22 protein-coding genes are annotated in these 21,972 nt (G+C 65.3%); 17 read left to right on the top strand and 5 right to left on the bottom strand.

Annotated elements, in window-relative coordinates; genetic code table 11:
• From LC083_RS07320 to LC083_RS07360, 9 genes are all read left to right on the top strand, one after another.
• The gene (locus LC083_RS07320) at positions 1–750 is read left to right on the top strand and encodes an SDR family oxidoreductase (protein ID WP_226699800.1); all 750 of its coding nucleotides are present in this window, start codon (positions 1–3) and stop codon (positions 748–750) included.
• Between the two features lie 130 nt (positions 751–880).
• A complete protein-coding gene (gene rpmI, locus LC083_RS07325; RefSeq protein ID WP_160608719.1) occupies positions 881–1,084 on the top strand; it encodes a 50S ribosomal protein L35 in 204 nt (67 codons plus the stop codon).
• Positions 1,085–1,107: 23 nt separating this feature from the next.
• A complete protein-coding gene (rplT, locus tag LC083_RS07330) occupies positions 1,108–1,467 on the top strand; it encodes a 50S ribosomal protein L20 (RefSeq protein WP_160608720.1) in 360 nt (119 codons plus the stop codon).
• A 116-nt stretch (positions 1,468–1,583) separates the two neighbouring features.
• On the top strand, positions 1,584–2,507 hold the full coding sequence (locus LC083_RS07335; protein ID WP_226699801.1) for a helix-turn-helix domain-containing protein: 924 nt from the start codon (positions 1,584–1,586) through the stop codon (positions 2,505–2,507).
• A gap of 3 nt (positions 2,508–2,510) precedes the next feature.
• The gene (locus tag LC083_RS07340) at positions 2,511–3,416 is read left to right on the top strand and encodes a helix-turn-helix domain-containing protein (protein WP_226699802.1); all 906 of its coding nucleotides are present in this window, start codon (positions 2,511–2,513) and stop codon (positions 3,414–3,416) included.
• A gap of 52 nt (positions 3,417–3,468) precedes the next feature.
• Positions 3,469–4,392: a helix-turn-helix domain-containing protein gene (locus tag LC083_RS07345; protein ID WP_226699803.1), complete on the top strand. Its 924-nt coding sequence runs from the start codon at positions 3,469–3,471 to the stop codon at positions 4,390–4,392.
• A 53-nt stretch (positions 4,393–4,445) separates the two neighbouring features.
• On the top strand, positions 4,446–5,546 hold the full coding sequence (pheS, locus tag LC083_RS07350) for a phenylalanine--tRNA ligase subunit alpha (protein ID WP_413469445.1): 1,101 nt from the start codon (positions 4,446–4,448) through the stop codon (positions 5,544–5,546).
• The gene (gene pheT / locus LC083_RS07355; RefSeq protein ID WP_226699804.1) at positions 5,543–7,933 is read left to right on the top strand and encodes a phenylalanine--tRNA ligase subunit beta; all 2,391 of its coding nucleotides are present in this window, start codon (positions 5,543–5,545) and stop codon (positions 7,931–7,933) included. The genes pheS and pheT overlap by 4 nt, the downstream gene beginning before the upstream one ends.
• Positions 7,930–8,679: an SDR family NAD(P)-dependent oxidoreductase gene (locus LC083_RS07360; RefSeq protein ID WP_226699805.1), complete on the top strand. Its 750-nt coding sequence runs from the start codon at positions 7,930–7,932 to the stop codon at positions 8,677–8,679. Before pheT ends, LC083_RS07360 begins: the two co-directional genes overlap by 4 nt.
• Positions 8,680–8,691: 12 nt before the next feature.
• Here LC083_RS07360 and LC083_RS07365 read toward each other — a convergent pair whose 3' ends face one another.
• Entirely contained in the window at positions 8,692–9,303 is a 612-nt protein-coding gene (locus tag LC083_RS07365) for a hypothetical protein (protein WP_226699806.1), read from the bottom strand.
• A 125-nt stretch (positions 9,304–9,428) separates the two neighbouring features.
• Between LC083_RS07365 and LC083_RS07370 the strand changes: the two genes are divergently transcribed.
• The 8 genes from LC083_RS07370 (at position 9,429) to LC083_RS07405 (ending at position 18,589) form a co-directional block, all read left to right on the top strand.
• Positions 9,429–10,973 carry a peptide chain release factor 3 gene (locus tag LC083_RS07370; RefSeq protein ID WP_226699807.1) on the top strand — a complete coding sequence of 515 codons (1,545 nt, stop codon included), beginning with the start codon at positions 9,429–9,431 and terminating at the stop codon, positions 10,971–10,973.
• A 37-nt stretch (positions 10,974–11,010) separates the two neighbouring features.
• On the top strand, positions 11,011–11,880 hold the full coding sequence (locus tag LC083_RS07375) for an alpha/beta fold hydrolase (protein WP_226699808.1): 870 nt from the start codon (positions 11,011–11,013) through the stop codon (positions 11,878–11,880).
• Positions 11,880–12,437 carry a pyridoxamine 5'-phosphate oxidase family protein gene (locus tag LC083_RS07380; protein ID WP_226699809.1) on the top strand — a complete coding sequence of 186 codons (558 nt, stop codon included), beginning with the start codon at positions 11,880–11,882 and terminating at the stop codon, positions 12,435–12,437. The genes LC083_RS07375 and LC083_RS07380 overlap by 1 nt, the downstream gene beginning before the upstream one ends.
• 7 nt (positions 12,438–12,444) lie before the next feature.
• A complete protein-coding gene (locus LC083_RS07385; RefSeq protein ID WP_226699810.1) occupies positions 12,445–13,146 on the top strand; it encodes an endonuclease/exonuclease/phosphatase family protein in 702 nt (233 codons plus the stop codon).
• Positions 13,147–13,288: 142 nt separating this feature from the next.
• Positions 13,289–13,627, top strand: coding sequence for a P-II family nitrogen regulator (locus LC083_RS07390; RefSeq protein WP_160608731.1), 339 nt, complete (start codon positions 13,289–13,291; stop codon positions 13,625–13,627).
• A 17-nt stretch (positions 13,628–13,644) separates the two neighbouring features.
• Complete coding sequence (locus LC083_RS07395) at positions 13,645–14,985, top strand: ammonium transporter (RefSeq protein WP_226699811.1); 1,341 nt, start codon at positions 13,645–13,647, stop codon at positions 14,983–14,985.
• A gap of 251 nt (positions 14,986–15,236) precedes the next feature.
• A complete protein-coding gene (locus LC083_RS07400) occupies positions 15,237–17,996 on the top strand; it encodes a TonB-dependent receptor plug domain-containing protein (protein ID WP_226699812.1) in 2,760 nt (919 codons plus the stop codon).
• 122 nt (positions 17,997–18,118) lie between these two features.
• On the top strand, positions 18,119–18,589 hold the full coding sequence (locus LC083_RS07405) for a GNAT family N-acetyltransferase (RefSeq protein WP_226700031.1): 471 nt from the start codon (positions 18,119–18,121) through the stop codon (positions 18,587–18,589).
• Here LC083_RS07405 and LC083_RS07410 read toward each other — a convergent pair.
• The 4 genes from LC083_RS07410 to LC083_RS07425 are packed head-to-tail and all read right to left on the bottom strand — an operon-like array spanning position 18,586 to position 21,910.
• Entirely contained in the window at positions 18,586–18,960 is a 375-nt protein-coding gene (locus tag LC083_RS07410) for a YkvA family protein (protein ID WP_226699813.1), read from the bottom strand. The genes LC083_RS07405 and LC083_RS07410 overlap by 4 nt on opposite strands.
• On the bottom strand, positions 18,950–20,536 hold the full coding sequence (locus tag LC083_RS07415; RefSeq protein ID WP_226699814.1) for a GMC family oxidoreductase: 1,587 nt from the start codon (positions 20,534–20,536) through the stop codon (positions 18,950–18,952). Before LC083_RS07415 ends, LC083_RS07410 begins: the two co-directional genes overlap by 11 nt.
• A gap of 24 nt (positions 20,537–20,560) precedes the next feature.
• Complete coding sequence (locus tag LC083_RS07420) at positions 20,561–21,499, bottom strand: sterol desaturase family protein (RefSeq protein ID WP_226699815.1); 939 nt, start codon at positions 21,497–21,499, stop codon at positions 20,561–20,563.
• A gap of 6 nt (positions 21,500–21,505) precedes the next feature.
• Positions 21,506–21,910 (bottom strand): hypothetical protein, encoded by a 405-nt coding sequence (locus LC083_RS07425; RefSeq protein ID WP_226699816.1) that lies wholly within the window; start codon positions 21,908–21,910, stop codon positions 21,506–21,508.
• Positions 21,911–21,972 lie beyond the last annotated feature (62 nt).

A 21,972-nucleotide genomic window follows, 5' to 3' on the forward strand; every position in this document is an offset into this window, starting at 1 on the left:
ATGCAGGCGAGGGGGCCATTGGAGGGACGCAAGGCGCTGGTGACCGGCGCCGCGCGCGGGCTCGGCTTCGAGATCGCGCAGCGGCTTGCCGCGCGCGGCGCGAAGGTCTGGCTCAACGGGCGCGATGCGGCGGCGCTCGAAGAAGCGGCCTCGCGCATCGGTGGGGGCTGCGAACCCCTCGCCTTCGACATTGCCGAGGATGCGGCCACGGCGGCGGCGTTCGAGCGGCTCTCCGCCGAGGGCGGGCTCGACATCCTGGTCAACAATGTCGGCCAGCGTGACCGGCGCCCGCTGGCAGACCTCAACCGCGAGGACATGCGCGCCATGCTCGACGTGAACCTGACAGCGCCGTTCGACCTCGCCCGCCGCGCGGCCTTGCAAATGGCGCGCAAGGGCAGGGGCCGGATCATCAACATCACCTCGATCGCCGCCGATATCGCGCGCGGCGACGTGCTCTATACTGCGAGCAAGGGCGGACTGGCCGCGCTGACCCGCGCTCTGGCGGCGGAACTCGGCGGGCAGGGCATTACCGTCAATGCCGTGGCGCCGGGCTATTTCGCGACCGAGGCCAACGGCGAGATGGTCGCCGACAAGGACATCGCGGCCCACCTCGCACGGCGCACCTCGCTGGGGCGCTGGGGCCAGCCGGACGAGATCGCGGGTGCAGTGGCCTTCCTCGCCTCGGACGAGGCGAGCTACATCACCGGGCAGACGCTGGCGGTCGACGGGGGCTACCTCACCCACTTCTGACTTGCATTCGCCGCCCGAAACGCTATTTGCGCGCCCTTCACCGACACGTGATTCACCGCCGGTCTGGCCACAAGGGCTGCCAGGGCTGGTTGGACGTGTCTCCGAACCGATATCCGTAAAGGAGATGAAAATGCCCAAGCTGAAGACCAAGAGTGGTGTGAAGAAGCGCTTCAAGATCACCGCCACCGGCAAGGTCAAGCACGGCGTCGCTGGCAAGCGTCACCGCCTGATCAGCCACAATGCGAAGTATATCCGCCAGAACCGCGGCACCTCTGTCCTGTCGGAAGCCGACACGAAGACGGTGAAGAAGTGGGCGCCTTACGGCCTCGACTGATCGCGAACTAAGGAGAAACTGATATGCCTCGCATTAAACGCGGCGTTACCACGCGCCAGAAGCACAAGCGGCTCCTAGACCAGGCCAAGGGCTATCGCGGTCGCCGCAAGAACACCATCCGCGTCGCGCGCCAGGCCGTCGAAAAGGCCGGCCAGTACGCTTACCGCGACCGCAAGATCAAGAAGCGCAACTTCCGCGCTCTCTGGATCCAGCGCATCAACGCAGCGGTCCGCGCCGAAGGCCTGACCTATTCGCAGTTCATGCACGGCACCAAGCTGGCCGGCATCGAACTGGACCGCAAGGTGATGGCCGATCTCGCCATGAACGAAGGCGCTGCCTTCAAGGCGATCATCGAGCAGGCGAAGAAGGCACTTCCCGCCTGAACGCCAGCCTGACCGGCCGGACGAAATCAGGAAGGGCGTCTCCTTTTGGGAGGCGCCCTTTCTTTTTGTCTCGGCCCGATTGGCTAAACCCCCGTATTTGCGTTACTCTGTGACGCATGGTGGAAGTGGTCTTTCCCGAGAAATCCGGCCGGCTGGACGTGCGGTTTTTCCGCCTGCCCGACGATCTCGAACCCCTTCTCACCTCGGTCTACCACATGAAGATCGATCTTCGGGAAGGCGAGAAGATCGAGGATTTCCTCCAGCCCGAATGGGCGAACCTGCGCTTTTCCTGCGGAGACACCTTCAGCCGCAAGACGAAGTCGGCGGACCAGGGAAATATCGTTGACGGGGATTACCGCTTCGTCGTGACCGGGCCTCGGGCCAAGCCGGTGCATTTCGAGGTGGGCAGCACCGAAATCTGGGGCATCGGGCTCAAGCCGCTGGGCTGGGCGACCTTCGTCGGCGAAGATGCCAGCGAATACGTCGATTTTGCCGGTGACGGCGAAGCCAATCCTGCCTTTGCGCGCTTCCTGCCCCTGTGCGAAGCCCTGTGCGAACCCGATCCGGCCCAGGATGAAACCTTCGCGGCCCTGGTCGAATTCCTCCGCCGCCAGAGAAGCAAATGCCGCGACGCGGACAGGATCGAGGCGATCCACGCAGCCATGGTCGATCCCTATCTCACCCAGATCGAGGATTTTGCCGATGCAGCGAAGATGCACAAGCGCACGCTGGAGCGGCTCTGCCGCAAGCATTTCGGTTTTTCGCCAAGGTTCATGCTAAGGCGCCAGCGCATGACCCGCTGCCTGATGGCTTTCATGCTGTCAGAGGACAAGAACTGGAGGCAGACGATCGATCTCCATTACCATGACCAGTCGCACTTCTTTCGTGAATTCCAGGTCTTCATGGGGATGAGCCCAAGCGAATATGCCGCCCTGCCGCACCCGGTGATGGGCGCCTTTGCTGCCGAGCGGCAAAGGGTATGGGGAGCGCCCGTCCGGGAAACCGTGGCGGCGCAGGCCGATCAGGCGAACGGGGCCTGACGCGTGGCAAGATCGGATGACCAGGGCGAAGTAACACTCACGTTCTTCCTTCCTCCGCCGGAGCTGAAGCCCTTTATCACCACCGTCTACCACATGAGCGTGGCCTGTTCGGGCCGCGGCCAGAACTCCGCGGTGCGCGACTGGCTGCATCCGGAATGGGCAAACCTGAGGGTAGCAACCAGCGGACAACTCATGGCGGGCATCGGCACAGAAGACCCGCAGCCCATGCCGCGCGTGGTCATGACCGGGCCGACCAGCCGGACGATCAATTTCGTAGCGCCGCCCGGGCGCACCTGGGGCATCGGCATACTGCCGCTCGGCTGGGCGCGGCTGGTCGATGCGGCTGCAAACCTCTACGCCGACCGCTCGGTCGACGTGGAGCGCGACCCTGCGCTCGCGCATCTCAAGCCGCTCGGCAGGCTGGACGACAAGGCACCGCTCGAGGAAGAGCGCGACCGCATCTTCGCCATACTGAAACCGCTGCTGGCAACCCCGCACAAGCGCGAGGACGATATCGTGCGGGCGCAGCAGGCGCTGATCGATCCGGCCTGCGCGACGGTCGCCCAGCTGGCGCAAAGCCTGTCGATGACGACGCGCACGCTGGAACGCTTTTCCTGCGAGGCGTTCGGCTTCTCGCCGCAGCTGCTGCTGCGCCGCCAGCGGTTCCTGCGCAGCCTTGCCCAATTCATGCTCGATCCCTCGATGCACTGGATCGAGACGCTGGACCCGCAATATTACGACCAGTCGCAGTTCACCCGCGATTTCAAGCGGTTCATGGGGATGGCGCCGCGTGAGTATGCCAGGCTCCCCCATCCGGTGCTTGGGGCGGCTGCGCTCGCCCGCAAGGAAGTCGTCGGGGAAGCCGTGCAGGTGCTGCACAAGCCGGAAGGTGCACCGGGCGCGGATTGAACCTTCGGCCGCGAGGGAACTCCTGGCCGCCTCCTGCGCTTGAGGAGGCATCATGTCGGATCGTGTTTTTGCCAATGCCGAGTTTGCGGCAGGTGGACTGCGTTTGCAGGTCGCCGGACCGCCGTCTGATCTCGCTCCCTATATTTCCGCCTACTACCGCACCGAAGTCGCGCCGGGCGCCGTGGTCGAGGACTGGTTGCCGCCCGAGGAGGCCAATTTGCGCTGCGGCAAGGCCGAAGTCTACGAGGCCGCCATCGGCGACAGCGGCCTTGCACAGGTACCCGCCTGCGTCTTGTCCGGTCCGACCGACCGGGTCACGCGCCTCAGGATCGGCGGCGGGCGTTTCTGGGGGATCGGTCTCACGCCTGCTGGCTGGGCGCGCTTCGTGGGCCAGCCCGCCATAGCCATGGCGAACCGCTTCGAACGGGTCGATACGGCAGTGGTCGAGGAAGGCCTCGCTGGTCTTCTGGCAACGCTGTGCCACGAAGTGGACCGGATGGAGGAAGCTGCCGACCTCATCGCCGCGACCTTCCGCTCGCTCGCCGGCGACCCGCTTGCCGAAGTGCAGGCGATCCGCAACGTCCATCTCGCCATCACCTCGAGCGATGTGCACACCGTCACCGAACTGGCCGAAATCGCGGGGATGCAGTCGCGCACCTTCGTGAGGTTCTGTCGGCGCCATTTCGGTTTCACGCCCAGCAATCTGCTGCGCCGCCAGCGTTTCCTGCGCAGCCTCGGCAAGTACATGCTCGACCCTTCCATGAACTGGATCAGCTCGCTCGACACGCATTACTGGGACCAGGCGCAGTTCATCCGCGATTTCCGGTCGGTGATGGGCATGACGCCGGGCGAATATGCCGCCCTGCCGCACCCCATCGTCCATGCCGCCGTGGCGGTGACCAATGCGGGCAGCGGCGTTGCCATGCAGGCACTCTACAATCCCGACCGCGAAAGAGAGTCCGAAACTGGGCTTTAGCATTGCCGCACATCCCGCTAGAGGCTGCGCGCAAGACGAAACCCGAGGATTCAATGACCGATCTGGCAACAATGCGGGACACCGCGCTCGCGCGTATCGAGGAAGCCGGCGATGCCGCTGCACTCGAGGCCCTGCGCGTGGAGTTCCTGGGCAAGCAGGGCTCCATCTCCGCACTGATGAAGACGCTGGGCAAGATGAGCCCGGAAGAACGCCAGAGCGAGGCGCCCAAGATCCAGGCCCTGCGCACCGACGTCGCCGACGCGCTGGCCGCGCGCAAGGACGCGATCGACGGGGCTGCCCTCGAGGCGCGGCTTGCCACCGAGACGCTCGACCTCACCCTGCCTGCGCCGCACGCGCCGCGCGGCAGCGTCCACCCGGTCAGCCAGGTGATGGACGAGCTTGCCGAAATTTTCGCCGACCTCGGCTTCTCGGTCGCCACCGGTCCGGAAATCGAGGACGACTGGCACAATTTCACCGCGCTCAACATGGCCGAAACGCACCCTGCGCGCGCCATGCACGACACGTTCTATTTCCCCGACGTGGATAGCGAAGGCCGCCGGATGCTGCTGCGCACGCATACCTCGCCGGTGCAGATCCGCTCCATGGTCCAGCAGGGCGCGCCGATCCGCATCATTGCGCCCGGCCGCGTCTATCGCTCCGACAGCGACGCGACGCACACGCCGATGTTCCACCAGGTCGAAGGCCTCGTGATCGACAAGGGCATCCACCTCGGCCACCTCAAGTGGACGCTGGAAACCTTCCTCAAGGCTTTCTTCGAGCGCGACGACATCGTGCTGCGCCTGCGCCCCTCCTACTTCCCCTTCACCGAGCCTTCGGTCGAGGTCGACGTGGGCTGGCAGGACGTGGGCGGCCGCCGCGTGCTCGGCGGGGACGGCGATGCGCCGGGTCACGGCTGGATGGAACTGCTCGGCAGCGGCATGGTCAATGCCCGGGTGATCGAGTTCGCCGGGCTCGACCCCAAGGAATGGCAGGGTTTCGCATTCGGCGTGGGCGTCGACCGCCTCGCCATGCTCAAATACGGGATGGATGATTTGCGCGCGTTCTTCGACGGCGACCAGCGCTGGCTCGACCATTACGGCTTCTCGCCGTTCGACCAGCCGACCCTTTCCGCTGGCGTAGGAGCGAAGGCATGAAGTTCTCGCTCGAATGGCTGAAGTACTTCCTCGACACCGAGGCAAGCGCGGCGGACATCGCGGCTGCGCTCAACCGCATCGGCCACGAAGTCGAGGGGATCGAGGATCCGGCTGAGCGCCTTGCAGGCTTCCGCGTCGCCAAGGTGCTGACCGCGGCCCCGCACCCCGATGCCGACAAGCTGCAGGTGCTCAGTGTCGACACGGGTGACGGCAACCCGCTGCAGGTCGTGTGCGGTGCGCCCAATGCGCGCGCCGGTATGAAGGGCGTGCTCGGCCTGCCCGGTGCGGTGGTTCCGGCAAACGGCATGGAATTGCGCAAGAGCGCGATCCGCGGCGTCGAATCGAACGGCATGATGTGCTCCGTGCGCGAGCTCGAACTGGGCGACGAACACGACGGCATCATCGAGCTGCCGGACGATGCGCCGGTCGGCACCAGCTTTGCCGAATACCATGACGCCTCGCCCGTTTTCGACGTGGCGATCACGCCCAACCGGCCCGACTGCATGGGCGTCTACGGCATCGCGCGCGACCTCGCCGCAGCGGGTGTCGGCACGTTCAAGCCGATCGAGATACCGGCGATCGAAGCGGCTTATCCCTGTGCTGTCGAGATCCGCACCGACGACCCTGAGGGTTGCCCGGCATTCTACGGCCGCACGATCCGCGGCGTGTCGAACGGCTCCAGCCCCGAATGGATGCAGCGCCGCTTGATCGCGGCCGGCCAGCGCCCGATCTCGGCCATCGTCGACATTACCAATTACGTGATGCTCGCCTTCGGCCGTCCGGCGCATGCCTACGACCTTGCCAAGCTGACGGGCGCAGTGGTCGCCCGCCGCGCGACGAACGGCGAACAGGTCGAGGCGCTGAACGAGAAGACCTACACGCTCGACGAGACCATGACCGTCATCGCCGACGATGCGGGCGTGCACGATGTCGCTGGCATCATGGGCGGCGAACATTCGGGCGTCACCGAAGCGACCACCGACGTCCTGCTCGAAATCGCCTATTTCGATCCCGAGCGCATCGGCGTGACGGGCCGCAAGCTCGGCCTCGCCTCGGATGCGCGCACGCGGTTCGAGCGCGGCGTCGACCCCGCCTTCCTCGACGATGGCCTTGCTCTGCTGACCTCGCTGATCCAGCGCATCTGCGGCGGCGAGGCGAGCGAAGTCGTGCGCGCCGGCCAGCCGCCGGTGGAGCCCAAACTCGTCGCTTTCGACCCCGCGCTGACCCGCGATCTCGGCGGCATCGACGTGGCCGAAGACGAACAGCGCCGCATCCTGACCGCGCTCGAATTTGGCGTGGGCAGCGACTGGCAGGTGACCTGCCCGCCGCGCCGCCACGATATCGAAGGGCCGGCGGACCTTGTCGAAGAGGTGGTCCGCATCCACGGCCTCGACAATGTCGCCAGCGTCGCCCTGCCGCGCGCCGACGGCGTGGCGAAGCCGACCGCGACCCCGCTCCAGCAGACGGAGCGGAAAGTTCGCCGCGCAGCCGCCGCGCGCGGCCTGAACGAGGCGGTGACCTGGTCCTTCCTGCCCGCTGCGGAAGCCGAGCACTTCGGCGACGGCGCGCAGCTCTGGGCGCTCGACAACCCGATCAGCGAGGACATGAAGGTCATGCGCCCCTCGCTGTTGCCGGGCCTCGTCATGGCCGCCCGCCGCAATGCCAATCGCGGCGCGGACGCCTCGCGCCTGTTCGAGATCGGCCGCCGCTATTTCCGCGCAGCCGACGGGTCGAGCGACGAGAAGCCGACGCTCGGCTTCGTGCTGGCAGGCGAGCGGACCCCGCGCGGCTGGGCCAATGGCAAGGCGCAAGGGTTCGATGCCTATGACGCCAAGGCCGAAGTCACGGCCCTGCTCGAAGCGGCAGGCGCGCCGGTCGCCAACCTCATGGTGATGGGCGAGGCTGGCGAGCAGTTCCACCCGGGGCAGTCGGCCACGCTGCGGCTCGGCCCCAAGACCGTGCTCGCCCGCTTCGGCGCGCTGCACCCCAATACGCTGAAGGCGCTCGACATCGACGGGCCGGTGGTGGCGGGCGAGATCTTCCTCGACGCCATTCCCGCCAAGCGCGGCGGCGGCGGCTTTGCCCGCGCAGCCTATGCGCCGCCCGCGCTGCAGGCCATCACGCGCGACTTCGCTTTCCTCGTGCCCGCAGGCCTTGCCGCAGGCGACCTCGTGAAGGCGGTGCGCGGCGCGGACAAGAAGTCGATCGTCGATGCCCGCGTGTTCGACGTCTTTGCAGGGCAAGGCGTGCCCGAAGGCAAGAAGTCGGTTGCGGTGGAGGTCATTCTCCAGCCGGGCGACAAGACCTTCACCGACGAGGAGATCAAGGCGATCTCCGACAGCATCGTGGCAAGCGCCGCGAAACAGGGCGCGGAGCTGCGCGGATGAAGACCGCGCTCGTCACCGGAGCCACTTCGGGCATTGGCGAGGCGACCGTTCGTGCGCTGGTCGCCAGCGGCTGGCGCTGCGTGGCGACGGGGCGGCGCAAGGACCGGCTCGATGCCCTCGTGACGGAACTCGGTGCGGACAAGGTCCATGCCGCCAGCTTCGACGTGCGCGAAGAGGCGGCGCGCGATGCGGCGCTCTCCGGCCTTCCCGAAGCGTTTGCGGCCATCGACCTGCTGGTCAACAATGCCGGGCTCGCGCTCGGCACCGCGCCTGCGCAGAGCGCCGATCTCGACCAGTGGAAGACCATGATCGAGACGAACGTCACCGCGCTCGCCTCGATCACGCACAAGCTCCTGCCCGCGCTGATCAAGCGCAAGGGCGCGGTGATCAACGTCTCCAGCGTGGCGGCGACCTATCCCTATCCGGGCGGCAATGCCTATGGCGGGACCAAGGCCTTCGTGCGCCAGTTCAGCCTCGGCCTGCGCGCCGATCTGCACGGCACGGGCGTGCGCGTCTGTTCCATCGAGCCGGGTATGGTGGAGACCGAGTTCACGCTGGTACGCACCGGCGGCAACGAGGATGCGCACCAGGCGCTTTACGGCGGGGCCAACCCGATGACGGCGGACGATATCGCGGAAACGATCCGCTGGGTCGCGGAACTGCCGCCGCACCTCAATATCAACACGCTCGAGCTGATGCCGGTCAGCCAGGATTTTGCCGGCTTCCGGATCGCGCGCGAGGGCTGAGGCGGGCCGGGGTCAGTTGCCCCAGCCGTCGGCGCTCGAACTGCCGCTTTCGCCCCATTCGCTGCCGTAGCTGCTTTCGAACTCGGCTTCCTGTTCGTAGCGCGACATTTCGGCCGCCGCGGCATTGGCGGCATCGACGTGCTGCTTCATTTCAGGGTTCATCGCCATGGCGGCCTTGGCGTTGGGATTGCCCAGCGTCATGTCGAAGGGTCGCCCCTCGATCGCGGCGGCGACGTGTTCCTTGGCCAGCATCTGCATGACGTTCATCGCATGCGCTGCCATCGGGTCCTTCGACACGGCTTCGTCGAGCCGGTCCTTCACGCCTTCAGGCACGCTGAGTTCGGTGGAGACGCGGCTGCCCGACCCGTCCGGCGTGATGGTGGTGACGAAATGCATCATCTCGCGCCCGCCAGCGCCCAGCAGGGTGGTGACCACCGTATCGGGCGAAGACTGCGTGACGCGGCTGCGCTTGATCTGGCTACCGAGCACGTGGGTCGGCAGGTAAGCGCCCTTGATCGCCTTGGCGACATCGGCCGGCGGCTTTTCGTAATAATCGCCCGATGCACCGCAGGCCGCCAGCGAAACGGCCATGAACAGGGCGAGTATTGACTTGGACAGGCTCATTGTAATTCCCCCGAATATTATCGCCTTTTATAAATGCCGAGTGTTTCCATTCACTTAAAGCGTGCCCCTCGGGGCGGCGCGGTTAGCGGTGGACGCGGGGGCGCTTGCGGTCTAGCGGGCGGCGCATGGCGCAAGCGAATACCGATACCACCCAGTCCCGCCGCACTTTCGCGATCATCTCGCACCCTGACGCGGGCAAGACCACGCTGACCGAGAAGCTGCTGCTGACCGGCGGCGCGATCCACCTTGCCGGCGAGGTCAAGGCGCGCGGGGCGGCGCGGCGTGCGCGTTCGGACTGGATGAAGATCGAACAGCAGCGCGGCATCTCGGTCACCTCCAGCGTGATGACCTTCGAGCGCGACGGCATCACCTTCAACCTGCTCGACACGCCGGGGCACGAGGACTTCTCCGAAGATACCTACCGCACGCTCACCGCGGTCGATTCCGCCATCATGGTGATCGACGCGGCCAAGGGGATCGAGCCGCAGACGCGCAAGCTGTTCGAGGTCTGCCGCCTGCGCAGCGTGCCGATCATCACCTTCGTCAACAAGGTCGACCGCGAAGGGCGGCCTGTGTTCGAACTGCTCGACGAGATCGCCGACATGCTCGCGCTCGACGTGTCCCCGCAGATGTACCCGGTCGGCATGGGCGGGGAATTCCAGGGCATCCTCGACTTCGCCAGCGGCGAAGTGGTCGTGCCCGAAGGCCCGTCGAAGGAATTCAAGGGCAAGCGGGTGGCCGGGTTCGACCTGCCCGACGCGATAGCCGAGAATGTCGAGCTGGCGCAGATCGGCTATCCCGAATTCGATCTCGACGCCTATCGCAATGGCGACATGACGCCGGTCTATTTCGGCTCGGCGCTGAAGAACTTCGGCGTCACCGAACTGATCGAGGCGATTGCGAAATACGCCCCGCCGCCGCGCCCGCAGCCGGCCGGCGAGGAGCAGGTTTCGCCAGACCGCGACGAGGTCACCGGCTTCATCTTCAAGGTGCAGGCAAACATGGACCCCAACCACCGCGACCGCATCGCTTTCATGCGGCAGGTGTCGGGCACCTTCAAACGCGGCATGAAGCTGACGCCGTCGGGCCTTGGCAAGCCGATCGCGATCCACTCGCCCATCCTGTTCTTCGCGCAGGACCGCGAACTGGCCGACACGGCGCAAGCCGGCGACATCATCGGCATTCCCAACCACGGCACGCTGCGGGTCGGCGACACCTTGTCGGAAAAGAACCAGATCCGCTTTACCGGCCTGCCCAATTTCGCGCCCGAAATCCTGCGCCGCGTCCAGCTGGAAGACCCGACCAAGACCAAGCAATTGCGCAAGGCACTGGACGATCTGTCCGAAGAGGGCGTGATCCAGGTCTTCTATCCCGAGATCGGCGGCCAGTGGATCGTCGGCGTGGTCGGCCAGCTCCAGCTCGAAGTGCTGATCAGCCGGCTCGAAGCGGAATACAAGGTCGAGGCACGCCTCGAAGCCTCTCCCTTCGCCACTGCCCGCTGGCTCAGGGGCGATGCCAGGGCGATGGACGAATTCGAGAAATACAACCGCGCCAGTCTGGCCAAGGACCGCGACGGCGACCTCGTGTTCATGGCCAAGAGCCCGTGGGACGTGAGCTACCAGCAGGAGAAGAATCCGGAGCTGGTTTTCTCGGCCACGAAGGAAAGGTGAGGTTGAATCAATTGTGGAGGCGTTGCAAAGCGCCTGCATGACGCTCACCGGACCGACTTCGCAGACCTTCATTTCGCAGCGCCTGCGGCTCAACTATCTCGACTGGGGCAACCGCGGCAAGCCGCCGCTGGTGCTCGTCCATGGCGGGCGCGACCATGCCCGCAGCTGGGACTGGGTGGCAGAGGAATTGCGCCAGGACTGGCACGTCGTCGCCATGGACCACCGTGGTCACGGCGATTCCGACTGGGTCAGCGACGGAAATTACCACGTGAACGACATGGTCTACGACCTTGCACAGCTCGTTCACCAGCTGGGCGTCGGACCGGTGACGATCGTCAGCCACTCGATGGGTGGCAATGTCTCGCTGCGCTATGCCGGTACCTTCCCCGACATGGTCACCAAGATCGTCGCGATCGAAGGGCTGGGGCCGAGCCCGAAGCGGCAGTCCGAGATGCGCGAGCGCCCCTATCCCGAACGCATGGCCGAATGGATCGGGCAGAAGCGGCGCGCCTCCGGCCGCATCCCGCGCAAGTACGAGAGCATCGAGACGGCATTCGCCCGAATGATCGAGGAGAACAGCTACCTTACCGAGGAGCAGGCGCGCCATCTCACGATCCACGGGGTCAACCGCAACGAGGACGGCACCTACAGCTGGAAGTTCGATCCGCACCTCAACGTCTGGCCGGTGGAGGATATCGCCGACGAGTTCCTCCACCAGACCTGGGCGGCGATCAAGGCGCCCACGCTGCTGCTGTATGGCGCGGACAGCTGGGCCTCCAACCCCGAAGGCGACGGCAGGCTCGACCATTTCGCCAATGCGCGGGTGATCGAGTTCGAGAACGCAGGTCACTGGCTGCACCACGACCAGTTCGACCGCTTCATGGCGACGCTGGGAGAGTTTCTCTAGTGGCCGACTTTTTCGACGCGCTGGACGAAAAGCACATTGCCATGATCGGCAAGCAGCCGGTCTTTTTCGTCGCCACCGCTGCCGAAGATGCCCGCATCAACCTGAGCCCCAAAGGGTACGACGCCTTCCGCGTGCTCGGCCCGACGCGCGTCGCCTATCTCGACCTTGCCGGCTCGGGCAACGAGACCCACGCCCATTTGTCGAAAGACGGGCGCATCACCGTCATGTTCTGCAATTTCGACCGGCCCGCGCTGATCCTGCGGATCTACGGCACGGGCCGCGCGGTCCTGCCGCAGGATGCGGACTGGGCTGAACTGTCCGCGCATTTCGACCTCTTGCCGGGCACGCGGCAAATCTTCGATATCGCGGTCGAAAGCGTGCAGACCAGCTGCGGCTGGGGTGTACCCTTCATGGAGTTCACGGACGAGCGCGCCACGCTGAAGAAGGCCCATGCGCAATCCGATCCCGAAGAATGGCTTGCACGGGCGCGGGGCCGCGACCGGAGCATCGACGGGATCGAAGTGCGAACGACCGATCGCTACATCTCGGGCGAATAGGACGTCTGTGCGGCTCACCTTCGCCAGCTACAACATCCACAAGGCCGTCGGCCTCGATCGCAAGCGCGATCCCGACCGCATTCTCACGGTCCTGCACGAAATCAATGCCGACATCATCGCGCTGCAGGAAGTCGACCGGCGGATCGGCGACAGGGCGACGACCATTCCCCGCGCCGAGCTGGACGATACGCACTGGCGCGTCGTCGAGGTCGCGCGCAGGCCGCGCTCCATCGGCTGGCACGGCAATGCCCTGCTGGTGCGCCGCGACCTGGAAATCAGCGAAGGCGAGGCACTCGACCTGCCGACGCTGGAGCCTCGTGGAGCGGCCTGCGGCGAATTGATGGTGGAAGGCCATGCCATTCGCGTGATCGGCACTCACCTCGATCTGTCGGGGCTTCGCCGCCGCGAGCAGATTCGCTCGCTGCTCGGCCATGTCGAGGCCTGCAAGCGCAATTTGCCGACCGTGATCATGGGTGATTTCAACCAGTGGGGCCGCGCCACGGGTGCCATGCGCGAGTTCACCAAGGACTGGATGGTCGTGACCCCCGGGCGCAGCTATCCCAGCCGCCAGCCCGTCGCCACGCTCGACCGGATCGTCGCCAGCAAGCACTGGCGCTGCATATCGTCCGAAGTGCACCACACGGCCCTTTCGGCCGTCGCTTCGGACCACCTGCCGGTCGTCGCGACGCTCGAGTTGCACAAAAAATAAACACGCGCACATAAATTAGGCAAACATGGGGCTTGGCCCCCCGTTTTGGTGCCTCCGTCCCCTCTCTACGCAATTTGGCACGCTTCGTGCTGCATGTGCGAAGGCCGGTGCTTGGCCGGTGCGCAGCCAGAGGGGTGAACGCGTGAAATACATCATCGCAGTCATCAAGCCGTTCAAGCTCGACGAGGTGCGCGAAGCCCTCGGCGGCATTGGAGTGGCGGGGATGACCGTGTCCGAGGTGAAAGGCTTCGGACGCCAGAAGGGGCAGACCGAGATTTATCGCGGTGCCGAATATTCCACCAACATGCTTCCCAAGGTGAAGCTGGAAATCGCCGTCGCGGACGGTCTCGCACCGCAGGTGATCGAGACGATCCAGCAGACCGCCAGCACCGAAGCCATCGGCGATGGGAAGATCTTCGTTCTCGATCTCGCCGAAGTCACCCGCATCCGCACCGGCGAAACCGGCGAAACCGCGCTGTGAGCCGCAAGGAGACACTCATGACCATGCGTAAGTTCCTCTCCGGTGCCGCTGTGCTCGGAGCTTCCCTGACTGCCTCTACGGCAGCTTTCGCGCAGGAGGCCGCAGAAGCTGCCGCTGCCGTTCCCAACCCCGGCAACAATGCCTGGATGATGACCGCAACGGTCCTCGTCATGCTGATGATCATCCCCGGCCTGACGCTCTTCTACGGCGGCCTGACCCGCTCGAAGAACATGCTCTCGACCATGACCCAGATCGGCGCCACCGCCGCTCTGGCGATGATCATCTGGGTGATATGGGGCTATTCGCTCGCCTTCGGCGACACCACCTATGAAGGCACGCTGGGCCTGTTCGTCAGCGGGGGCAGCTACTTCCTTGCCGGAACCGATGCGTCCAGCACGGCTGCAACCTTCACCGACGAGGTGATCAGCAAGTACGTCTTCATCAGCTTCCAGATGACCTTTGCGGCCATCACCGCGGCGCTGATCCTGGGCGCGACAGCAGAGCGCATGAAGTTCAACGCCGTCATGCTGTTCGTGCCGATCTGGCTGACGATCGTCTATTTCCCGATCGCCCACATGGTCTGGGCCGGCGGCGGCCTGCTGTTCGAAGACGGCGCGCTCGACTTTGCTGGCGGTACCGTGGTGCACATCAACGCCGGTGTCTCGGGCCTCGTCCTCGCCTACCTGCTCGGCAAACGCCGCGGCTGGCCGCAGGAGCCCATGATGCCGCACAGCCTGACGCTGACCATGGTCGGCACGGGCCTGCTGTGGGTGGGCTGGTTCGGCTTCAACGCCGGTTCGGAACTCGAAGCCGACGGTTCGGCCGGCCTTGCCATGATCAACACCTTCGTCGCGACGGCGGCAGGTGCCCTGACCTGGATGGTGATCGAGCGGATGGCCGGTCACAAGGGCTCGGCCCTGGGCTTCTGTTCGGGCGTGATCGCCGGCCTCGTCGCCGTCACCCCGGCAGCCGGCAACTCGGGCCCCTTCGGCGCGATCCTGCTCGGCATCCTCGCCTCGGCGGTCTGCTACTTCTTCGTTGCCAAGGTGAAGGCCAAGTTTGGCTATGACGACAGCCTCGATGCATTCGGCATCCACGGCATCGGCGGCATCGTCGGCGCCATCGGCACGGCCGTGGTCTACCAGCCGTTCCTCGGCGGCCCCGGCGACGGTTCGACCGCGCTTGGTGCGCAGCTCGGCGTGCAGGTCTTCAGCGTCATCGTCACCATCGCCTGGGCAGGTATCGGCACGCTCATCGCCGGCCTGATCGTCAAGGCTGCAATCGGCCTCCGGGTGACCGAGGAAGACGAAGTCAACGGGCTCGACATCTCCGAACACGGGGAGCGCGCGTACAACTGACAACCGACTCGGCGGGGCCGCCCACTCTCTCCTCTCTCTCCCCGGGCGGCCCCGCCCACCGATGTTCCTCCTGCGAACACAAGACTAGCCACAGGCCGGAGCCCGCGGGTTCCGGCCTTTTTTTGTTGCGCAAATGCCACACGGTTTTCCCGTTTCTTGCGGGCGTTTCGTTGCATTTGTAAAAAATCCGCAATAGACCGGCGTGCATCGCGGCAACACGGTTTGCCGCCGACAACAGGAGGAGGGAAAATATGCTACGGAAAACCCGTTCCCAATTTCGCACGCGCGCCGCGTTCCTGACTGGTGCCGCAGGTATCGCGATGGCGGTTCCGGCCGCTGCGCAGGACGCCCAGACGCAAATTCGTACGGACTCGGTTTCGGATGCGCCGGCCATCATCGTGACCGGTACTCGCCAGTCCGACCGCTCGGCCGCTGACACCGTCGCGCCGGTCGATATCGTTTCCGCAGCCGAGCTGTCGAACAATGCCGATAGCGACATCGGCAACGTGCTCCGCGTTTCGGTTCCTTCCTTCAACGTCGGCACCCAGCCGATCTCCGACGCGGCGACGCTGGTGCGTCCGGCCAACCTTCGCGGCCTTTCGCCCGACAACACCCTCGTCCTTGTCAACGGCAAGCGCCAGCACCGCGCCGCTGTCATCGCCTTCCTCGGCGGCGGCATCTCGGATGGCTCGCAGGGCCCGGACATCTCGGTCATCCCGTCGATCGCCATCAAGCAGCTCGAAGTGCTGCGCGACGGTGCATCCTCGCAATACGGTTCGGACGCCATCGCGGGCGTGCTGAACTTCATCCTCAAGGACAGCCCCGAAGGCGGCACGATTTCCGGCCAGTGGGGTGAAACCTACGAAGGCGACGGTGACACCTACACCATCGCTGCCAATGTTGGCGTTCCGCTCGGTTCGACCGGCTTCCTCAACCTGTCGGCCGAATATGGCGAACAGGACGCAACCGTGCGTTCGGTCCAGCGCGACGATGCCGCAGCCCTGATCGCTGCCGGCAACACCGCCGTTGCCGACCCGGCCCAGATCTGGGGCCAGCCGAACGTCAACGACGACTTCAAGATCTTCGCCAACTTCGGCGTCGACCTGACCGATGCGATCGAACTCTACGCTTTCGGCAACTACGCCGAGCGTAACGTCGATGGCGGGTTCTTTTTCCGCAACCCGACCAATCGCGGCGGCGTCTATGCCGGTCCGACGGTCGATCCGGCCACCGGCCAGCCGCTCGCCGCTTCGGCAGGCGGCGTGCCCTCGGTCCTCGTGGGTGACCTTTCGAACACCACTGCGGGCGACTGCCCGGCGGGTATCCCGCTGACGCAGGGCGGCCTGATCCCCGATCCGACGATCCTCGCGCAGGTCAGCGCCGATGCGAACTGCTTCAGCTTCGTCGAACTGTTCCCGGGCGGCTTCACCCCGCGCTTCGGCGGCGACATCGAGGACTACTCGATCGCGGCCGGTATCCGCGGACAGATCCTTGGCGGGCTCGACTTCGACCTCAGCTATCGTCACGGGCGCAACAAGTCGTCCTTCTCGATCCGCAACACGGTCAACGCCTCGCTTGGCCCGAACACGCCGACCGAATTCAACCCGGGCGGCTATTCGCAGACCGAGAACGTGATCAACCTCGACCTCGGTTATGAAATCCCGGTTGGCGGCGGCAGCGTCTATGTCGCAGCCGGTGCGGAATATCGCGACGAGGAATTCGGTATCACCGCCGGCGATGCGGCTTCGTTCGAACTGGGCCCGCTTGCCCAGCCGACCGCTGCCTATCCGACGGGCCAGGGTTTCTCGACCAGCTCCAACGGCTTCCCGGGCTTCGCCACCAATGCGGCGGGCACCAGCAAGGAAGACAACAAGGCGGCCTATATCGACATCGAAGCCGACCTCATCGACGCGCTGACCCTGCAGGGTGCGGTTCGTTACGAGGACACCAAGAGCTTCGGCGATACGCTGACCTGGAAGCTGGGCGGCCTGTTCAAGGTTTCCGACGCATGGCGCCTTCGCGGTACCTATTCGACCGGCTTCCACGTCCCGACCGCGGGCCAGGCGAACGTCATCAACGTGACCACCCAGTTCTCGAACGGCCAGCTGCAGGATGAAGGCACCTTCCCGCTCTTCAGCCCGGCAGGCCTGATCGCTTCGGACTATATCGCGGATACCGTCGCCAATGGCGGTCTCGGCCTCGACCGCCCGACCCTTGGGCCCGAAAAGGCCGACAGCTTCACGCTGGGTGTCGCGGGTGACCTGGGCGATTTCTCGGTCACGCTCGACTACTTCAACATCAAGCTGAAGGACCGCATCTCGCGTTCCTCGACGATCGATTTCCCGGCAGCGCTTTGCTATCTGGCCGATCGCGAGAACGTGGCGAACAATTGCACGGCAACCTTCACGCCGACCCCGGCCGAACTGCTCACGCAGCTCGACGCGGCAGGCGTGATCGACCGGAACGACTTCACCGGCTTTGAAGACCTGGTGGCCTTCACCTTCTTCAACAACGACTTCGACACCCGCACTCAGGGTCTCGACTTCGTTGCCAACGCCCGGTTCTATCCGATCGAGGGCGGCACCACGCGTGCCACGCTGGCAATCAACTACACCGAGACCGAAGTCACCGACGTTGGCCAGACCATCTCGGCGACCCGTGTCCGCCAGCTCGAAGAAGGCCTGCCCAAGTGGAAGGGCTTCCTCAACATCACCCACGAACAGGGCCGTTTCCGCGGCTTCGTGCGGGCCAACTACTTCGGCAGCTACTACGAGGCCCACCTCGAAGACGAAACGCTGCCGATCGATGCCAATGCCGAACTGACCTTCGATGCCGAACTGGCCTACGAAGCGTTCGACGGCCTCGAACTGGCAGTCGGCGCGCAGAACGTGTTCGACAACTACCCGATCGAGAACCCGTATTCGGGCATCGTCGGTGCCAAGTACGGGGAACGTTCGCCGTTCGGCTTCAACGGCGGTAGCTACTACCTGCGCGCCCGCTTCCAGTGGTAAGCGCATAACAGTCTGGGGAGAGGAGAGGGGCGACCGCGAGGTCGCCCCTTTTTCGGTTGGAGGAACAGGTGCTGACGATCAGGCTCGCCACGCTCGATGATGTCGATGCGATCAGCAGCCTCATGGCGCGCTCGATCGAGGAATTGCAGCACGGCTACCTGACGCCGGAACAGGTGCAGGCTTCCAAGGCGGGCATGGGTCTCGATCGCGTGCTGATCGAGGATGGCACCTATTTCTGCGTGGAGGATGGCGAGGCGCTGGCCGGGTGCGGCGGCTGGTCGCGACGGGCCACGCTATACGGCGGCAACCACTCCGCAGGACGCGATCCCCGCCTGCTCGACCCGGCGAGCGAACGAGCCCGCATCAGGGCGATGTACACCCATCCCGAGCACACCCGCAAAGGGGTGGGCCGGATGATCCTCGAAGCGGGGGAGCAGGCCGCGAGGGCGGAAGGCTTTCGCGAGATAGAGATGGCCGCGACCATGGCGGGCAAGCCCTTCTACGAGCGCTGCGGCTACGTGGTCGAACGCGAATGGTTCGATACCAATGGCGCCGTCCCTGTCCCGCTCGCGACGATGGCGAAGGCGCTCTAGACCTCGCGGATCAGGTACAGGCCGGTGACCGCCGCCAACGCGAACCAAATCGAGAGCACGAGCAGCAGCCCGACCATGGAATTGGGCCGTTCCGCCAACTTTCCCGCACGTTCGCGCAGCTCTGCCATCAGCGGGGCGGGAATGAGCTTCAGCACGAGCCAGATGCCGACCGGGACGATCAGCAGGTCGTCGATCAGGCCCAGCACCGGGATGAAGTCGGGAATCAGGTCGATCGGGCTCAGCGCATAGGCGGCAACCCCTCCGGCAAGCAGCTTGGCGGCCAGCGGCGTGCGATGGTCGCGCGCCGCCAGCCACAATGCCAGCGTGTCCCGCTTGAGCGCCTTCGCCCGGTCGCGCAGGCTAGGCAGCAAGCGCAGCCTTCACGAAATCGGCGCAGCGTTCGCCGATCATGATACTGGGCGCATTGGTGTTGCCCGAGACGAGCCGCGGCATGATCGAGGCATCGGCGATCCACAATCCGTCGATGCCGCGGGCCTTGAGCGTGGGATCGACCACCGCGTCCTCGTCAGCGCCCATGCGGCAGGTGCCGACCGGGTGATAGACCGTGTCGGCGCGGTTGCGGATCAGCTCGTCCAGCTGTGCATCGTCGTCGATGTCGATGGGGTAGCGGTCGCGCGGCTCGAACGCCTGTAGCGAAGGCGACCCGGCGATGCGGTGCGACAGGCGCACGCCTTCGCGCAGCACCGCAAGGTCTCTCTCGTCACCGAGGAAATTGGGGTCGATGACCGGGGCGTCTGCGGCATTGCCGCTGCCCAGCCGCACGGTACCGCGGCTTTCGGGTCTCAGGACGCAGGCATGGAGCGAGAAGCCATGACCCTTTACCTTGGTGCGGCCGTGGTCTTCCAGCATGGCCGGCACGAAATGCCACTGGATGTCGGGCGCGGGTGCATCGGGCATGACGGTCCAGAAGCCGCCGGCCTCGGCATAGGGCGAGGTCCACGGCCCGGTCTTGTGACGACGGTGTTCGATCAGCCCCTTGGCCATGCGGATCGTGCCTTTGAGGCTGTCGCCCAGCAGGTCCTGGTTCGGGCTTTCCCAGCTCGACACGTAATCGAGGTGGTCCTGCAGGTCTGAGCCCACAGCAGCCTTGTCGAGCACAACGTCGATCCCGTGCTCTTTCAGATGCGCGCCCGGGCCGATGCCCGAGAGCATCAGGATCTGCGGCGAATTGAATGCGCCGGCGCTCAGTACCACGCCGCCGCGCGCCTTGACGGTGCGGCTGCGCTTGCCGACCGAATAGGTCACGCCGGTGACGCGCCCATTCTCGATCTCCAGCTTCTGGACGGTCACCCCGATACGCACGTCGAGGTTCCGGCTGCTGCGCAGCGGCTCGACATAGGCGCGCGCTGCGGACCAGCGCTCCCCGTCCTTCTGCGTGACCTGGTAAAGGCCGAAGCCTTCCTGTGTTTCGCCATTGAAATCGGCATTGCGCGGAAGCTGCAGCTCGCTCGCCGCCTCGATGAAGGCGAGGCTGCCGGGGTTGGGGGTCTTCTGGTCGGACACGAACAGCGGACCATCGGCACCGTGATATGCATTCTCGCCGCGCTCGTTCTGCTCGGCGCGTTTGAAATAGGGCAGCACGTCGTCATAGGCCCAGCCGGTGCAGCCGAGGCTCGCCCAGTTGTCGTAATCCCAGCGGTGACCGCGGATATAGACCATGGCATTGATGGCAGAGGATCCGCCGAGCCCCTTGCCGCGCGGCTGGTAACCGATGCGGCCGTTGAGGCCCTTCTGGGGGACGGTCTCGAAGCGGTAATTGATCTTGTCGGTGCTGAAGGCGAGCATGCCCGGGATAGTCACCCTGAACCCGTCGTTCCGCCCGCCAGCCTCAAGCAGGCACACGCTCTTGCCAGCTTCTGCAAGGCGGCCTGCAACCGCGCTCCCGCCGCTGCCGCCACCGACAACCACTACGTCGAATTCGTCCATGGGTACTCCTCTCGATTCGAGAGGTTAGGCAGGCTCGGCCTCGCCCGCAATCGGGTTTTCGGTTGAAACCGATTTTGTCTGCTCGCCCTGCCGTTCCTGCCAGCGCTGGCGGATCATGTCGGAGGTTTCGCGGCTCCCGTCATGGGTCCAGCCGGGTTCGCGTAGCAGGTAGCCGAGCTTGCTGCCCCAGGGCGCGCGCCACATGTCCTGCACAATACCGATCCATTCGTGGAACACGGCCCACAGCAGGTTGAAGCTGCCGAGCTGCTTGACGATACCGTAGCGGATTTTCTCATCGTCCACTTCGGGCTCGAACGTGCCGAACATCCTGTCCCAGACGATGAACACGCCGGCATAATTGCGGTCGAGATAGCGCGGATTGGTGGCATGGTGGACGCGGTGGTGACTGGGCGTGTTCATCACCGCCTCGAACCAGCGCGGCATTCGCCCGATCGCTTCGGTGTGGATCCAGAACTGGTAGATCAGGTTGAAGCCGGCGCAGATGGCGATCATCCCGGGATGGAAGCCGATGAGCACCAGCGGGAGCTTGAATGCGAAGCCCAGCGTCAGGAAGCCGGTCCACGTCTGTCGCAGTGCGGTGCTGAGGTTGTAGTGCTGGCTCGAATGGTGGTTCACATGGCTCGCCCAGAACCAGCGGACGCGGTGGCCGAACCGGTGCACCCAGTAATAGGCGAGGTCGTCCAGCACGAAGCACAGGGCGAAGGCCCACCAGCTCCATGGCACGTCGAACAGCCGGAACTGCCAGGCCCACAGGAACAGTGCCAGGAAAGCGCCGCCGAAGATCAGTCCCGATACGGTGCTGCCGAGGCCGAAAGCGAGGCTGGTCAGCGTGTCTTTCGGTTCATAGGCACGCGGGTTGCGGCGGCGCGCCCAGATCATCTCGATCAGGACGAGGGCCACGAAACCGGGCACGGCAAGTTCGGTGGGCGAGAAATCGGGCATGGCGGATCAGCCTTCTATCGCCTCGATCGCCTGCATCCAAGCATCGGCATCATCGACGCGCAGCCGTGCCGCGCCATAGCGCTTTTCTGCCGTGTCGATCACCAGCGCATCGCCCTCGAGGCGGGCCTTGGCGGCGGCTGTGAGGACGCGGCCCGCAAAATGCGTGCCGTGCGGGCGCAGCAGGAGGATGCGGCCCTGTGCATCGCGCAGCAGCGCGCCGCGACCATCGGCATCAAGCGCGAGAGCGACGGCACCGAAGCCGCTGACCGCTTCTTCTGCCGCTTCCAGTGCCTCTTCGCGCGACTTGAGCCTCCGCTCGGGGCCGAGCTTCATCGCCCACGCTATTGCGGCGAGCGCGAGGATGGCGACGAGCGAGCCGAGAAACTGGAGCAGGGCGGGGGGCAAATCCATGGGAAGGACGGATTGGCATGACGCCAAGTTTGCGGCAAGCAGCAAGCCGAGGAAAGGATGCC

Source organism: Qipengyuania gaetbuli (assembly GCF_020524765.1).
In the GTDB taxonomy this organism is placed as follows: Bacteria; Pseudomonadota; Alphaproteobacteria; order Sphingomonadales; family Sphingomonadaceae; genus Qipengyuania; species Qipengyuania gaetbuli_A.

Excerpts from the sequence above, each read along its gene's own strand:
- LC083_RS07320 (WP_226699800.1), top strand. The coding sequence starts at position 1 with ATGCAGGCGAGGGGGCCATTGGAGGGACGCAAGGCGCTGGTGACCGGC.
- rpmI (WP_160608719.1), top strand. The coding sequence starts at position 881 with ATGCCCAAGCTGAAGACCAAGAGTGGTGTGAAGAAGCGCTTCAAGATC.
- rplT (WP_160608720.1), top strand. The coding sequence starts at position 1,108 with ATGCCTCGCATTAAACGCGGCGTTACCACGCGCCAGAAGCACAAGCGG.
- LC083_RS07335 (WP_226699801.1), top strand. The coding sequence starts at position 1,584 with ATGGTGGAAGTGGTCTTTCCCGAGAAATCCGGCCGGCTGGACGTGCGG.
- LC083_RS07345 (WP_226699803.1), top strand. The coding sequence starts at position 3,469 with ATGTCGGATCGTGTTTTTGCCAATGCCGAGTTTGCGGCAGGTGGACTG.
- pheS (WP_413469445.1), top strand. The coding sequence starts at position 4,446 with ATGACCGATCTGGCAACAATGCGGGACACCGCGCTCGCGCGTATCGAG.
- pheT (WP_226699804.1), top strand. The coding sequence starts at position 5,543 with ATGAAGTTCTCGCTCGAATGGCTGAAGTACTTCCTCGACACCGAGGCA.
- LC083_RS07360 (WP_226699805.1), top strand. The coding sequence starts at position 7,930 with ATGAAGACCGCGCTCGTCACCGGAGCCACTTCGGGCATTGGCGAGGCG.
- LC083_RS07365 (WP_226699806.1), bottom strand. The coding sequence starts at position 9,303 with ATGAGCCTGTCCAAGTCAATACTCGCCCTGTTCATGGCCGTTTCGCTG.
- LC083_RS07370 (WP_226699807.1), top strand. The coding sequence starts at position 9,429 with ATGGCGCAAGCGAATACCGATACCACCCAGTCCCGCCGCACTTTCGCG.
- LC083_RS07375 (WP_226699808.1), top strand. The coding sequence starts at position 11,011 with ATGACGCTCACCGGACCGACTTCGCAGACCTTCATTTCGCAGCGCCTG.
- LC083_RS07395 (WP_226699811.1), top strand. The coding sequence starts at position 13,645 with ATGACCATGCGTAAGTTCCTCTCCGGTGCCGCTGTGCTCGGAGCTTCC.
- LC083_RS07400 (WP_226699812.1), top strand. The coding sequence starts at position 15,237 with ATGCTACGGAAAACCCGTTCCCAATTTCGCACGCGCGCCGCGTTCCTG.
- LC083_RS07405 (WP_226700031.1), top strand. The coding sequence starts at position 18,119 with ATGGCGCGCTCGATCGAGGAATTGCAGCACGGCTACCTGACGCCGGAA.
- LC083_RS07415 (WP_226699814.1), bottom strand. The coding sequence starts at position 20,536 with ATGGACGAATTCGACGTAGTGGTTGTCGGTGGCGGCAGCGGCGGGAGC.
- LC083_RS07420 (WP_226699815.1), bottom strand. The coding sequence starts at position 21,499 with ATGCCCGATTTCTCGCCCACCGAACTTGCCGTGCCCGGTTTCGTGGCC.
- LC083_RS07425 (WP_226699816.1), bottom strand. The coding sequence starts at position 21,910 with ATGGATTTGCCCCCCGCCCTGCTCCAGTTTCTCGGCTCGCTCGTCGCC.